General features: G+C 64.6%; 13 protein-coding genes and 1 other RNA gene. 4 read left to right on the top strand and 10 right to left on the bottom strand.

Annotated elements, in window-relative coordinates; all coding sequences use genetic code 11:
• Window positions 1-27: 27 nt before the first annotated feature.
• Window positions 28-903 carry a D-alanyl-D-alanine carboxypeptidase/D-alanyl-D-alanine endopeptidase gene (gene dacB, locus AC1PQG_RS18535; RefSeq protein ID WP_481119275.1) on the top strand — a complete coding sequence of 292 codons (876 nt, stop codon included), beginning with the start codon at window positions 28-30 and terminating at the stop codon, window positions 901-903.
• A 19-nt stretch (window positions 904-922) separates the two neighbouring features.
• Here dacB and AC1PQG_RS18540 read toward each other — a convergent pair whose 3' ends face one another.
• The 9 genes from AC1PQG_RS18540 to AC1PQG_RS18580 all read right to left on the bottom strand — a co-directional run bounded on the left by AC1PQG_RS18540 (window position 923) and on the right by AC1PQG_RS18580 (window position 8,899).
• Window positions 923-1,312 (bottom strand): DUF2237 family protein, encoded by a 390-nt coding sequence (locus tag AC1PQG_RS18540; protein ID WP_481119276.1) that lies wholly within the window; start codon window positions 1,310-1,312, stop codon window positions 923-925.
• Window positions 1,309-2,328, bottom strand: coding sequence for a UDP-glucose 4-epimerase GalE (galE, locus tag AC1PQG_RS18545; protein WP_481119277.1), 1,020 nt, complete (start codon window positions 2,326-2,328; stop codon window positions 1,309-1,311). Before galE ends, AC1PQG_RS18540 begins: the two co-directional genes overlap by 4 nt.
• Before the next feature lie 70 nt (window positions 2,329-2,398).
• Window positions 2,399-3,598, bottom strand: coding sequence for a CaiB/BaiF CoA transferase family protein (locus AC1PQG_RS18550; protein WP_481119278.1), 1,200 nt, complete (start codon window positions 3,596-3,598; stop codon window positions 2,399-2,401).
• A gap of 32 nt (window positions 3,599-3,630) precedes the next feature.
• On the bottom strand, window positions 3,631-4,227 hold the full coding sequence (recR, locus tag AC1PQG_RS18555; protein WP_481119279.1) for a recombination mediator RecR: 597 nt from the start codon (window positions 4,225-4,227) through the stop codon (window positions 3,631-3,633).
• A gap of 37 nt (window positions 4,228-4,264) precedes the next feature.
• The gene (locus tag AC1PQG_RS18560) at window positions 4,265-4,588 is read right to left on the bottom strand and encodes a YbaB/EbfC family nucleoid-associated protein (RefSeq protein ID WP_481119280.1); all 324 of its coding nucleotides are present in this window, start codon (window positions 4,586-4,588) and stop codon (window positions 4,265-4,267) included.
• A 21-nt stretch (window positions 4,589-4,609) separates the two neighbouring features.
• A complete protein-coding gene (gene dnaX, locus AC1PQG_RS18565; RefSeq protein ID WP_481119281.1) occupies window positions 4,610-6,532 on the bottom strand; it encodes a DNA polymerase III subunit gamma/tau in 1,923 nt (640 codons plus the stop codon).
• 112 nt (window positions 6,533-6,644) lie between these two features.
• Window positions 6,645-6,743: signal recognition particle sRNA small type (ffs, locus tag AC1PQG_RS18570), an RNA gene on the bottom strand.
• 33 nt (window positions 6,744-6,776) lie between these two features.
• A complete protein-coding gene (locus tag AC1PQG_RS18575; protein WP_481119282.1) occupies window positions 6,777-8,210 on the bottom strand; it encodes a sensor histidine kinase in 1,434 nt (477 codons plus the stop codon).
• Window positions 8,207-8,899, bottom strand: a complete 693-nt coding sequence (locus AC1PQG_RS18580) for a response regulator (RefSeq protein ID WP_481119283.1) — start codon at window positions 8,897-8,899, stop codon at window positions 8,207-8,209. Before AC1PQG_RS18580 ends, AC1PQG_RS18575 begins: the two co-directional genes overlap by 4 nt.
• A gap of 291 nt (window positions 8,900-9,190) precedes the next feature.
• On the opposite strand from AC1PQG_RS18580, the gene AC1PQG_RS18585 reads away from it, so the two are divergent.
• From AC1PQG_RS18585 to AC1PQG_RS18595, 3 genes are all read left to right on the top strand, one after another.
• Window positions 9,191-10,573: a M48 family metalloprotease gene (locus tag AC1PQG_RS18585; protein WP_481119284.1), complete on the top strand. Its 1,383-nt coding sequence runs from the start codon at window positions 9,191-9,193 to the stop codon at window positions 10,571-10,573.
• Window positions 10,574-10,656: 83 nt separating this feature from the next.
• Complete coding sequence (locus AC1PQG_RS18590) at window positions 10,657-11,196, top strand: Spy/CpxP family protein refolding chaperone (RefSeq protein WP_481119285.1); 540 nt, start codon at window positions 10,657-10,659, stop codon at window positions 11,194-11,196.
• Window positions 11,197-11,349: 153 nt separating this feature from the next.
• On the top strand, window positions 11,350-11,811 hold the full coding sequence (locus AC1PQG_RS18595) for a winged helix-turn-helix transcriptional regulator (protein ID WP_481117724.1): 462 nt from the start codon (window positions 11,350-11,352) through the stop codon (window positions 11,809-11,811).
• Window positions 11,812-11,857: 46 nt separating this feature from the next.
• Here AC1PQG_RS18595 and tssA read toward each other — a convergent pair whose 3' ends face one another.
• The gene (tssA, locus tag AC1PQG_RS18600) at window positions 11,858-12,934 is read right to left on the bottom strand and encodes a type VI secretion system protein TssA (protein ID WP_481119286.1); all 1,077 of its coding nucleotides are present in this window, start codon (window positions 12,932-12,934) and stop codon (window positions 11,858-11,860) included.
• Window positions 12,935-13,042 lie beyond the last annotated feature (108 nt).

Genomic DNA, 13,042 nt, shown 5'->3' on the forward strand with positions numbered 1-13,042 from the left:
CTGAGTGTGGATTACGGCGCGGTGAGCGTGCGTTTCAGGCCTTCCTCAGACGGCGTCGGCGCCGTCATCGACCCTCTTCCCACCGGTTTATCACTGAACAGCCATATCCGCAGGGTGGGCAACGGTAGTTGCGGTGATCCAACCGCCCAACTCAGCGCAACGACCTCCGTGGCCGGCAACGGAGACACGAACCTGAGCATCGAGGGCAATCTGCCCCTCGCCTGTACCGAAGCCTTCGACTGGAACTTCGCCCCGTTGCCGCCGGAGCAGCTCTTTGAAGGCCTGTTCCGCAGTCTGTGGCGCGAACTGGGCGGCGAACTGGATGGTCGCTTCCGGGACGGTCGGACGCCACCCGATGCGTGCCTGCTCGCCGAAAGCCGTTCCTCCAGCCTTCCCGAGGTGCTGCGGGACATGAACAAGTGGTCGAACAACGTGATCGCGCGCACCCTCCTCGCCACACTGGGCGCGACGGCAGAACCCGGGGAGGACTCGCCCACAGCCGGCGCCCGACGGGTTGTCCGCAGCCTCTCCGCAAACGGGATCGACACGGAACAATTGGTCATCGAGAACGGTGCCGGGCTGTCGCGCATCGAACGCATCACAGCGCGCAGCCTTGGACAATTGCTAGTGGCCGCCTGGCGCAGCCGCACGATGCCGGAACTCATCGCGTCGCTACCGATCGCCGGCATCGACGGTACGGCCAGCAAGCGCCTGACGGACAGCCCGGCGCGGGGCTCAGCCCACGTCAAGACAGGCACGCTGGATGGCGTACGCAGCCTGGCCGGCTACGTGCTCGCACGCAACGGGCACCGCTACGCCGTGGTGCTGCTGATCAACCACCCCAATGCCAGCGCCGGCCGGGACAGCCAGGACGCTGTGCTGGAATGGGTGGCAAACCGCTGAAACGCCTACGCCACGTCGATCAGCCTTTATAGGCGTGCTCGCGGAGGGCTTCAAGGGGGATCACTTCGAGGGCGGCGATGTGCGTCGCAGCCAGCACCACGGGGGGCGCGTAACCAGCCTCCCAAGCCTCTCGCCAGCGCATTGCACACAGGCACCAGCGATCGCCGGGCTTCAAGCCAGCAAAGCGAAACTCGGGGCGCGCTGTACTCAAGTCGTTGCCGCGCATTGCACTGAAACGCAGAAACTCGGCCGACACCCTGACGCAGACGTGGTGGCGGCCGAGATCGTCCGGACTGGCATCGCAACAGCCAGTCCGCTCCCAGCCGGTCAGCGGAGCGTAGCTGCAGGCCAGCAGCGGCCCTCCCAGCACATTCAGGGCATTGCTGACAGGAAGATCTTCAGTGCTCAATCGGGATACCCCTGCGGATTGGAACGCTGCCAGCGCCACGCGTCGGCACACATTTGCTCGATGCCGCGGGTCGCCCGCCAGCCAAGCTCACGCTCGGCGAGACCTGGTTCCGCATAACACTGGGCCACATCTCCGGGGCGTCGCGCGACGATCTCATAAGCCACCTTGCGACCGCTGGCGTTTTCGAATGCCTTCACGACTTCGAGCACGCTGTAGCCCCGCCCCGTACCCAGATTGACCGTCAGAACGCCGGGACGTTCAGTGAGGCGTCGCACTGCCGCCACGTGACCGACCGCCAAGTCCACGACGTGGATGTAATCCCGCACGCCGGTTCCGTCCTGGGTCGGATAATCGCCACCAAAAACCCGCAGCTGCGGCAAACGCCCCACAGCCACCTGGCTGACATAGGGCATCAGGTTGTTGGGCAAGCCGTTCGGATCCTCACCGATGCGCCCTGACGGATGAGCGCCGACCGGATTGAAGTAACGCAACAGTGCCACCCGCCATTCGGGATCAGCAGCCGCCAGATCGGACAGCACGAACTCCATCATCCACTTGGTACGGCCATAGGGATTGGTCGGACCGGTGGGGAAATCCTCGCGGATCGGCACGCTGGCCGGATCGCCATAAACCGTGGCCGACGAACTGAAGACCAGGGATTTGACGCCAGCCTCGGCCATCACCTCGGCCAGCGCCACCGTCCCGGCGATGTTGTTCTCGTAGTACATCAACGGCTTGGCCACCGACTCACCGACCGCCTTGAGGGCCGCAAAGTGGATCACCGCATCAATGGTGTGAGCACGGAAGATTTCGCGCATCGCCGCCTTGTCTCGGATGTCCACGCGATGCACGGCCGCCGGCGCACGCCCGGCGATCTCTTCAACGCGGCGCAAGGCTTCCGGCTTGCTGTTGCAGAAGTTGTCCACAACGACGACATCGTAGCCGGCGGCCAACAGTTCGACGCAGGTGTGGGACCCGATGTAACCGGCGCCGCCGGTGACTAGGATGGTGGGCATGCGAATTTCCGGGTGGCAGATAATGCCAGGATGATACCGCGAGATACCCTCCCTCCCGCATGGACGGAGTTCAGATCGCGCCCTGCTTCCTCAAATCGGCGATGGCATCATCCGCGTAGCCCAGGCCGCGCAAGATCTCATTGGTGTGCTCGCCAAGGCCGGGGCCAAGCCATTCCGTTGAGCCGGGCGTGCCGGTCAGGCGTGGCACGATGCCTGGAATGCGCATCGGCTTGCCATCCGGCAGATGCACCGACTCGAACATGCCGCGGGCGATGAACTGCGGATCACGGAACATGTCCGCTACCGAGAACACCGAACTGGCCGGCACCTCGGCGGCCTCCATCGCCGCCAGCACGGCGTCGCCGTCGCGCTCCGCCACCCAGGCATCGATCACCGCGTAGATCTCGGCGGCACGACGGTCGCGGCCGGCGTTGTCGGCGAGGTCCGGCGCTTCCGCCAGATCCTGCCGGCCGATGGCCAGCATCAGACGCTTGAAGATCGCATCGCCATTGCCACCGATGATGATATGGCGCCCGTCGCGCGTGGTGTGGGTGTTAGACGGCGTGATGCCGGGCATGATGTTGCCGGTGCGCTCACGCACGAAACCGGCGACATCGAACTCCGGCACCATGCTCTCCATCATTGCGAAGACAGCTTCGTACAGCGCCACATCCACCACCTGACCAGCGCCGCCGTTCACCTCCCGGTGGCGCAGCGCCATCAACGCGCCGATGGCCGCCCACAGCGCAGCGATGGAATCGCCGATGGAGATACCGGTACGTACCGGCGGACGATCCGGAAAGCCGCTGACGTAGCGCAGCCCCCCCATCGACTCACCGATCGCCCCGAAACCCGGGCGATCCTTGTAGGGCCCGGTCTGGCCGAAGCCGGACAGCCGCACCATCACCAGACCGGGATTGGCCGCCGACAGCACATCCCAGCCGAGCCCGAGTTTCTCGAGCACGCCGGGGCGAAAATTCTCGACAACGATGTCGGCCTCCGCCGCCAGCCGGCGCACGATGGCCAGGCCTTCCGGATGCTTCAGGTTCGCGGTCAGCGATTTCTTGTTGCGAGCCTGCACCGACCACCACAGGGACGTACCCTCGTGGAGCTTGCGCCATTTGCGCAACGGGTCGCCACCGTCCGGCGCTTCGACCTTGACGACCTCGGCGCCGAATTCGGCAAGGATGCGGGTACAGAAAGGCCCGGCGATCAGGGTGCCGAGTTCCAGCACCTTGACCCCGGCAAGGGGTTTGACTTCCTGGCTCATGAACAGCCTCGCGGCGAAAAGACGGAGAAAGGCTAAAGGGAACGGCGTTCGACCAGCGCCTGGGCGATGGTGCCAGTATCCGTATGCTCCAGCTCACCGCCGACCGGGATGCCGCGCGCGATGCGGCTGACCCTGATGCCGCGGCTACGCAGGAGTTCGGAGATCATGTGGGCGGTCGCCTCACCCTCGTTGGTGAAGTTGGTGGCGAGGATGACCTCCTGCACCAGGCCGTCGCAGGCGCGATGCAGGAATTTTTCGAGCCCCAGCTCCCGCGGCCCGATGCCGTCGAGGGGCGACAGGCGCCCCATCAGCACGTAATACAGACCATGGTAGCTGTGCGTCTGCTCCAACATGGCCAGATCGGCCGGCATCTCGACGACGCACAACTGGGTCGCATCCCGTTGGGGATTGGCGCAGCGGCTGCAGATCTCTTCTTCACAGAAGGTATTGCAGCGGGAGCAATGGCGCAGCACCTCGAGCGCGTGGCCAAGGGCCGTCGCGAGCCGCGCTGCGCCGCGCTGGTCGCGCTGCAGCAAATGGAAGGCCATCCGCTGGGCGGACTTCGGCCCCACGCCCGGCAGACAGCGCAGGGCTTCGATCAGAACGTCGAGACTGGACGGCGAACTCATCGAAGGCCCGGCATGCTGAAAGCGGTCATGCGACCAATCAGAACGGCAGCTTGAAGCCGGGGGGCAGGTTCAACCCGGCAGTGAAGCCTGACATCTTCTCCTGGGTCGTCGTCTCGACACGGCGCACGGCGTCATTCACCGCCGCGGCGATCAGGTCTTCCAGCATTTCCTTGTCGTCCAGCACGGACGGGTCGATGTTCACACGACGCACGTCGTACTTGCAGGTCATCGTGACCTTGACCATGCCGGCGCCGGACTGGCCTTCAACCTCAATACCGCCGAGGCTGTCCTGCATTTTCTTCATGTTGTCCTGCATTTGCTGGGCCTGTTTCATCAGGCCGGCGATGCCGCCTTTCATCATGGTGATGTACTCCAGATAGGTTCAAAGGGGTTTGACCGAGGCTTCTTCAAGCCTCGCATCGAAACGTTGGATAAGTTCGCGGACGAAGGGGTCCTGCTCGAGAGACGCAACCGCCGCGGCATGACGCTCGGCCTTTTCGGCCTGATTACGCTGGGCCGGCGTTTCGGTTGCGATGGTACCGACCTCGATGCCGACACGGACCGGTCTGCCGAGATGGGCTGTCAGCGCCTCCTGCAGGCGCTCGGCGCCGCTGCGGTTGATCTGCAGCAGGTGTTGGTGGGACTCGGACAGGCGCAGCCTGAAGCTGTCACCCTCGACACCCAGCAATTCACAGTTCTGGGCCAGTTGCAGATTCAGCGCGCCCAGCCCCAGCTGGTTCAACAATCCATGCCAGTCGTCACCGGACGTCGGCAGCATGCCGGCAGGTTCGCGGGCCCTGACCGGCACCGGTTCGACCGGACGGACCGGCTCGACCCGCTCAGCCTGGGCCGGACGCGGCTCGGAGTGGCGGGCAGGAGCAAGCTCATGGGCCTCGGGCGGCAGATCCTCCCATGGCGGCACGCTGCTGCCGTAATCCGATGACGTTTCCCGCGGCGTCGCGGCTGCGGGTGCTACACGCGGCGGCTCCATTGGAGGCGGAGTCTCGACGGGTTTCGGCTGGGTGCGCAGCTCATCGGGGCGGCGCCCCGACGGCTCCGGCATGGTCACAGGAGGCCGCGCGGTTTGAATGGGCGCAGCAGCCGCCGAAGGCGCAACACCCGCAACGGCACGCGGCGCGACAGGACGCGGAGCAGCCTCCGGCAACGTGCGCCCCTGCCCTGCTCCACCACCTCCTGCCAGCACACCACCGAGCGCAGCCGGCTGCTCCGGCCGGAACGCGAACAAGCGCAGCAGCGTCATCGAGAAGCCGGTGACCTCGTCCGGCGCCAGCGGCAATTCATCCCGCCCGTGCACCGCGATCTGGTAAGCCAGCTGCAGGAATTCCGCGTCGAAGGCCTCGATGTAAGGCGCCAGCCGGCTGGCTTCACTCTCGTCGGCCAGCGCCGTCGGCGCCAACTGGCCCAGCGCGATGCGATGGACGAGGCCGGCCAGCGACTGCAGCGCCGACTCGAAGGACAGGCTGCGCGCCTCCATGACCTCGACAGTGGCCATCAGGGCCTGCACGTCGTTGCTGCGCAGCGCATCGAGGACCGCGTACAGGTGATCGTCGCCCACCGTGCCAAGCATGTCCTGCACGGCCAGTTCTTCCACCTTGCCGGCACCGTGGGCGATGGCTTGGTCGAGCAAGGACAGGGAGTCCCGCATCGAGCCGTTGGCCGCCTTGGCGATATGACGCAGCGCGCCCGGCTCGAAAGGTACGCCCTCGGCCTCCAGCAAGCGCGTCAGGTGGCCGATGATGTGCCCCGGCGGCATCTGCTTGAGATTGAACTGCAGGCAGCGGGACAGCACGGTAACCGGGATCTTTTGTGGATCGGTGGTTGCGATGATGAACTTGACGTGCTCGGGCGGCTCTTCCAAGGTCTTCAGCATCGCATTGAAGGCATGCCCGGTGAGCATGTGTACTTCGTCGATCATGTAGACCTTGTAGCGCCCCTGCACCGGCGCATAGACCGCTTGATCGAGCAGTGCTGCCATGTCGTCCACCCCCCGGTTGGAGGCAGCATCCATTTCCACGTAGTCGGGGAAGCGGTCGGCGTCGATGGCAGTACAGGCCGAACACTGGTTGCACGGCGTCGCCGTCACACCCGTCTCACAGTTGAGCGCCTTGGCCAGGATCCGCGAGATGGTCGTCTTGCCAACCCCCCGCGTACCGGTGAACAAGTAGGCGTGGTGCAGACGTCCGGTGGACAGCGCATGGGTCAGCGCGCGCACGACATGTTCCTGCCCGACGAGCGTCTCGAAACTGCGCGGGCGCCACTTGCGGGCAAGTACTTGGTAAGCCATGGCGGAATTCTAGCAGGCCGGCCGCCGGTCAGTCCGGCGGATACGGGCAAGGAGATGCAGAAACACAAAAACAAAAAGGGCGTCTCGCCGGGACGCCCTTTTCTGAATTCGGGGTGGCGAGCCTGACCCCCGGCACTTGCAGGGAACGGCTGTGGCTGCTGCCTTCCGGCCCTGACCAGGTTCACCGCGCTGCAATGCGGGGAGACCCGCCACGACGCATTCTAACAGCTTGCCCCCATCGCGCCTAATCCTTTCGGAAATTCAGCGGCAGTCGGATATCGACCACCAGCCCGCCGCCGTCCCGGTTGCGGGCGCGGATATCTCCGCCATGCGCCGTCACCGCCCGCCGGGCGATAGCCAGACCAAGCCCGAAGCCGCCTGCGGAACTCCCGTTCGCGGCCCGGTAAAAGGGCTCGAAGATCGCCTCCAGATCGCTTTCCGGCACACCCGGCCCACGATCAGCCACCCGCAGCACGAACTGCCCCTGCTCCACCCAGGCCTCAACATCCACGCCAGAGCCTTCACCGGTATATTTCACCGCGTTGCGGATCACGTTCTCGAAAGCACGCTGGATCAGCTCACCGCGGACCCGCAGTTCCGCCTCACCTCGCCCGGCAAAATGCAGCTCACGGCCTTTCGACTGGGCTTCGAAACGGGCATCATCGGCAATCACCGCGGCGAAGTCCACCAGCTCGAGCACGTCCTCCCGGCTATCGCGGGTGCCCGCATCCAGCCGCGCGATGGTCAACAACTGGCCGACCATTTCATCTAGCCGCACAGCCTCGCGTTCGATACGGTCCAGCGTCACATCAAGCTTGGCAGGGTCCTGTCGCGCCAGCCCGATAGCCACCTGCAGGCGCGCCAACGGGGAACGCAGTTCGTGGGACACATCGTGCAGCAGACGGCGCTGGGCGCCGATCAGAGATTGCAACTGCTGGGCCATACGGTCGAAGTCCTGGCCGAGGTCGGCAATTTCGTCGCGCCGCGCACCCATCAATGGCTTGACGCGGGTCTCCAGCCGGCCTTCGGCAACGGCCCCCAGCGCCCAACGCAGGTTTCTGATCGGCTTGGACAGATACCATGCCAACAGCGCACTGAACGCCACACTGGTTACCAGGCCGATTCCCACCGGCATCCACGGGCTAGGCTCGGCTGGCCGACCGAAGCCCGGACGAAACTCCCGCGGCGGCTCACCCGGCTGTCCTGCAAGACGAGACAGGGGGGGAAGCGGAGGACGCAACTCGGGCCCGCCAGCAGGCACAAACAACAACCAGCTACCACCACCGGCCGGCAGCTCGACCAGACGCGCGGCCCGATGCGCCTCGCTCAGCGCAGCCTGCTGTCTGGCGGCCGCCACCGACGCTGGGGACATCGGCCGTCCGAGCAAGTCGTCGCCCTTCGCGTCCACCACCAGCAGCTGGGGCCAGCGCTCGTGCGACAGCTCGGTCAGCATGGACCGCAAGGCGGCCGGCCCACCGTGCCGCAATACGGACGCAGCCACGGCCACCGCCGTTGTTGCCCGCCCTCCCCCTGCGACGAACGGATCCCGCTCCCGCCCGAGGCGCTCGATCTCACTCTGATGATGGAACCACACCGCGGTCCCGACGCCGGCACCAGCCAGCAGCAGCGCCAACCAGAACGCAAAGAAGAACTTCCAGAACAGCCGGCCCAGTCTCATTCGCGCACCAGCTGATAACCCAGGCCACGCACCGTCTCGATCCACGACCGCCCGTCAGGACGCGTGCCCAACTTGTGGCGAATGCTGGAAAGGTGCACATCGATGCTGCGATCGAAGCGCGCCAGCGGTCGGCCCAGGCCCTGCTCGGACAGCTCCGCCTTGCTCACCACCCGGCCGGCGTTGCGGGCGAGTACCTCCAGCAGATTGTATTCGGTGCTGGTCAGCTCCAGCGGCGCCCCCTGCCACTGTGCGCGGCGCATCTGCGGCCACATGCACAGCGTGCCGGCGAGCAGCGGCCCCCCATTGGCAGCCTCGGTGGACGCCGCCGCATGGGTCCGCCGCAGGATTGCCCGCAGGCGCGCGACGAGTTCCCGCGGCGTGCATGGTTTCGGTACGTAATCGTCGGCACCCAGTTCCAGACCGACGATGCGGTCGACGTCGTCGCCCTTGGCGGTCAGCATCAGTACTGGCACCTTGCTCTGGGCGCGGATACGGCGCAGCGCCTCGATCCCGCCCACCCGCGGCATCATCACATCGAGCACGACGATATCGTAACCGCCGGCCAGCGCCGCGGCGACGCCAGCCTCCCCATCATGCACGCAATCCGCGTCAAACCCTTCCTGCGCGATGTATTCGCTCAACATGGAAGACAGTTCCACGTCGTCGTCCACCAGCAAAACCTTGCTCATTTCGTATCTACCTTCATGACCTCAGCGGAAATGATACGTGCGGGCGCGGCCCGGGCCACGCGCGACGGCAGGTGTTTTTACCCGCATTTACATCCCTTTACACGTCGCAAACCGGGATTAACAGCCCGCTCCGCGAAGATTTCACTCAACTTCCGCGGCATCTCCATCTTTGTCATGAATAAGTGCTTTCTCCTGACGAGCCTTGCCACTGCCCTACTTTTCAGCGCAAGTGCCGGTGCCGCACCGTTGCCAGATCTGGGCGAAGCATCGGCGGCCGTCGTCAGTCCGCAGATGGAACAGACCCTCGGTGCCCAGAGCATGCAGAGCCTACACGCCAGCGGCGCCTGGCTCGATGACCCGGAAGTCAATGCCTACCTGGAAAACCTGGGGCGGCGCCTGCTGCAGGGCGACCCCGAGACGGCCCGCGAGCCCTTCGAGTTCTTCGCCGTGGCATCCAATGAACTCAACGCCTTCGCGCTGCCCGGCGGACATGTGGGCATCAATACTGCCCTGATCCTTGCCACGCAAAGCGAGAGCGAACTGGCATCGGTAATGGCCCACGAAATCAGCCACGTTTCGCAACACCACATCGCGCGTCAGATCGCCGGCCAAGCGGGCAACCAGGCCCTCTCCATCGCCGCGATGCTTGGTGCCCTTATCGCGGCGGGCACCGGCAACGGCCAGGCTGCGATGGCCGCAATGACGGGCGTCAGCGCTGCCCAGATCCAGAGCCAGATCAACTACACGCGCGAACACGAACAGGAAGCCGACCGCATCGGCTTTCAACTGCTTACCAACTCCGGCTTCGACCCGCGCGCCATGGCCAGCTTCTTCGAGCGCCTCCAGCAAGCCACCCGCCTGGCCGACTCTGCCAGCGTCCCCCCCTACCTGCGGACCCACCCGCTGACCCACGAACGTATCGCTGAGGCCCAAGACCGGGCATTCGCCAGCACCTATAAGCAGGTGCCGGACAGCCAGGAATACAACCTTGTCCGCGCCCTGCTGCGCAGCTATGAAGGCCAGCCGCAGGAAGCCGTGGCCCGCTTCACCACCGACCTGCAGGAAGGCCGCTACCAAGATCGCAACGCCGTCCGCTACGGCCTCGCCGCCGCCTATCTGCGTGCGCAGGATTTTGCCGCAGCCGAGAAGGAGCTCTCCGGGCTGGAGCGGGACAAGGTCCATCACCCGATGATCGAGGCGCTCGCCGGCCAGGTGCTCACCCAGTCTGGGCAAGACGGCGCCGCCCGACTGCGCTACGAAGCCGCGCTGAAACGCTATCCCGGCCATCTGCAACTGGTCTACGACTACCCCCGCCTGCTGATCAAGACCCGTGACTTCGGGCCTGCGCTCCAGTTTGCCGAGGCGCATCTCGTGCAGCGCCCGCAGGACCCCGATCTGCACCAGATTTCAGCGGAAGCCGCTGCGGCCCAGGGCCTCAACCAGAAGTCGCATTTCCACCAAGGGGAGTACTACGCCGCCATCGGCAACATCCGCAGCGCCCTCGAACAGTTCGAACTGGCATTGAAGAGCGCGGATGGCGACCAGCGCGACCAGCTCATCGTGGAAAGCCGGCTCGACGCTCTCCGCGCCAGACAGAAGGAAGAGCAGCAAACCAGGGGGATGTCCGCCAAACACGCGGAAAAATTCTCTTTACCGGCATTTACAGGCAGATGACCGCCCTTTACCCGGTTCACCGCGAGAATTTCAGTCATCAGGTTGATCCCCCTGATGTACCCAATCAATGTTTGGAGACTGCAATGAAACTGCCTCGAAATCTTCTTTCCGCTCTGGTGGTAAGCGTCGGCATCGCCGCCATTCCCTTCGCCGTCCATGCAGGCGGAACCGGCGGCCACTGCCATGGACCGGCCCAGCATGGTTTTGGGCCGGGGATGGAATTCGGAATGCATAGTGACGGCATTCCCCCGCTCCCCTTCCTGCGCGATCTGAATCTGACCGAAGGCCAGCGAGACCAGATCTTCAAGGTCTTCCACGAACAGGCCCCAGCGGTCCGGGAGAAGGCCAAGGAGATCCGCAAGAGCCATGAGGAGCTTCGCGCCCTCACCTTCTCGGCCCAGTACGACGAAGCCAAGGTCAAGGCACTTGCCGAGCAAGGCGCCAAGGCCGCAGCCGAAATGGCCGAACTCCGCGCCGCGAATCTAAACAAGGTCTATCAGATTCTGACCCCGGAACAGCGCAAGAAGGCGGACGAGCGCAAGGCCGAATTCGAAGCCCGCGGCTTCCGCCATCCGCAGCTCTCGCCCCCCGCTGACGGCCGCGCTCCGGCACGGCGTGGCTGAGCGATCCGTTCCCACGCAGGTGCTCAGGTTCCGGCAAGCATATCGTCCGTGAGTTGTCCAGATCGCCGATGAGCGATCTGGACAACTCCTTTTCAGCGGCCCCCCAGCTCGATGCTGAAACCCACTCTCTTCAACTCATAAGGAATGCACCCGATGCGCGACCTCGACCCGATCGACCGAAACATCCTCGACCACCTGCAACAGGATGGTCGTATCACCATGACCGATCTGGCCACGCGCATCGGTCTGTCAGCCACGCCCTGTACCGAACGGGTCCGCCGGCTGGAGCGCGAAGGCTTCATCACCGGCTATCACGCCCACCTGAACCCCCATGCGCTAGGCCTGAAACTGCTTGTCTTTGTCGAAATCCGCCTCAGCGCGAAATGCGAGGAGATCTTCGACAAGGTCAAACAAGAACTGCTGAAGATTCCATCGGTCATGGAGTGCCACATGGTCTCCGGAGACTTCGATTATCTCGTCAAGGCCCGGCTCGCCGAAATGCACGACTATCGCAAGCTGTTGAGCAGCATCCTCCACCAACTGCCGCCCCACGCTGACTCCCGCAGCTATGTGGTGATGGAGGAACTGAAGGAAAGCCTTTACGTGGCCCCCTGACGGCCTGGCCGCGCCAGGAAAGCTGCACGTAGACACGGGGCCGCCGTCAATCCGCAGCCGGAGCAGCCACGCCCTCCACCCCCAGCAACTCTTCCATCCGGTACAGGACGGCCTCATCCTTCACCACGCTGCGCAGCCATTCATGCAGGGGCATGCGTCCCCATCGGACAGCCTTGTCGGCCAGGTAGGCCACCGGACTATGGGGCTCGGTCTGCCGGAAATACGCGGCGATCAGTTCGAGCTGGTGAATAGCCTGGATACGCGAATGGATAGCCTGCACGTGGAACTCCACGCCAGGCCCCCATTCCTGAGCGGAGACATGAAGGAAGCCAGACTTGACGCCGTCGGGCTCCTCCACTGCACCGCTTTCTCCGTCTGCTCTCAGATACGGCCTGATACTTCTGGATAGATCATCGAGAACATCAAGGCTGGCAGCGAATGACGGGCCAGACTCGCCCATCCGCGCCTCGAGCAAGCTACGCAGCCCCTGCATGCAGACCGTGAGGCGCTCAATCTCGCCGAGACTATCGACGAGGTGCTGCCGCGGCGTGTCACGCATCGCAGCATCGAGGGTTGCCAGCAAATCGCCGGGACGACCGATCTCGGACTCATGCCCCGACTGTTCCGCGCCTGCAGCATGGCTCCGCGCCTGCTCCCTGGCCAGCAGGCTGACGACGCCCTTGGGTGAGTGTGACAAGGGAAGCTCCCGCAGCAAGCGCGTCGTCTGCACCAGCCACCAGTCGAACACACCGGCCCGGGACTCCTGGTTTCCATCCTCCTCCGGCAGGGGATGCAGCCCGTCCCAGAAGCGCTCGCACAGGCCGAGCAGGAGTTCGTAGCCATCAGCAAGGCCAGCCAGGCCGTCACGCTTGCAACGGGCTTCGGCAAACCAAGCGGCAACGCGCAGATCCTTGGTTCGGTGGGCCAGCAGCTCCGCACTCAGGCGTACGACAGCGGCCCAATCCGCCTCCTTGATCTCCGCTACCCACTCGCCCTGGGCGAGAGTCGGATCGTCGAAGCGCCGCGCCTCCTGGAGCGCATCGAACTCCGCCGAGAACGACAAGTCCTCGCCACACGGGCCATCTAGATTTTCAAGCGGGGACAGCAGTTCTGGAAGATTCATCGAGGCCTCCTGCAAGGGATCGTGGAAGGCCAAAATAATGCACAACAAATACCCTTATGTCATCAATCAAACCATCTCCGGTCGATCCTGCAATCGCACAGCGCCGGC

The organism is Zoogloea sp. GDB6 (assembly GCF_056724105.1).

Excerpts from the sequence above, each read along its gene's own strand:
- galE (WP_481119277.1), bottom strand. The coding sequence starts at position 2,328 with ATGCCCACCATCCTAGTCACCGGCGGCGCCGGTTACATCGGGTCCCAC.
- AC1PQG_RS18550 (WP_481119278.1), bottom strand. The coding sequence starts at position 3,598 with ATGAGCCAGGAAGTCAAACCCCTTGCCGGGGTCAAGGTGCTGGAACTC.
- recR (WP_481119279.1), bottom strand. The coding sequence starts at position 4,227 with ATGAGTTCGCCGTCCAGTCTCGACGTTCTGATCGAAGCCCTGCGCTGT.
- AC1PQG_RS18560 (WP_481119280.1), bottom strand. The coding sequence starts at position 4,588 with ATGATGAAAGGCGGCATCGCCGGCCTGATGAAACAGGCCCAGCAAATG.
- dnaX (WP_481119281.1), bottom strand. The coding sequence starts at position 6,532 with ATGGCTTACCAAGTACTTGCCCGCAAGTGGCGCCCGCGCAGTTTCGAG.
- AC1PQG_RS18575 (WP_481119282.1), bottom strand. The coding sequence starts at position 8,210 with ATGAGACTGGGCCGGCTGTTCTGGAAGTTCTTCTTTGCGTTCTGGTTG.
- AC1PQG_RS18580 (WP_481119283.1), bottom strand. The coding sequence starts at position 8,899 with ATGAGCAAGGTTTTGCTGGTGGACGACGACGTGGAACTGTCTTCCATG.
- AC1PQG_RS18585 (WP_481119284.1), top strand. The coding sequence starts at position 9,191 with ATGGAACAGACCCTCGGTGCCCAGAGCATGCAGAGCCTACACGCCAGC.
- AC1PQG_RS18590 (WP_481119285.1), top strand. The coding sequence starts at position 10,657 with ATGAAACTGCCTCGAAATCTTCTTTCCGCTCTGGTGGTAAGCGTCGGC.
- AC1PQG_RS18595 (WP_481117724.1), top strand. The coding sequence starts at position 11,350 with ATGCGCGACCTCGACCCGATCGACCGAAACATCCTCGACCACCTGCAA.
- tssA (WP_481119286.1), bottom strand. The coding sequence starts at position 12,934 with ATGAATCTTCCAGAACTGCTGTCCCCGCTTGAAAATCTAGATGGCCCG.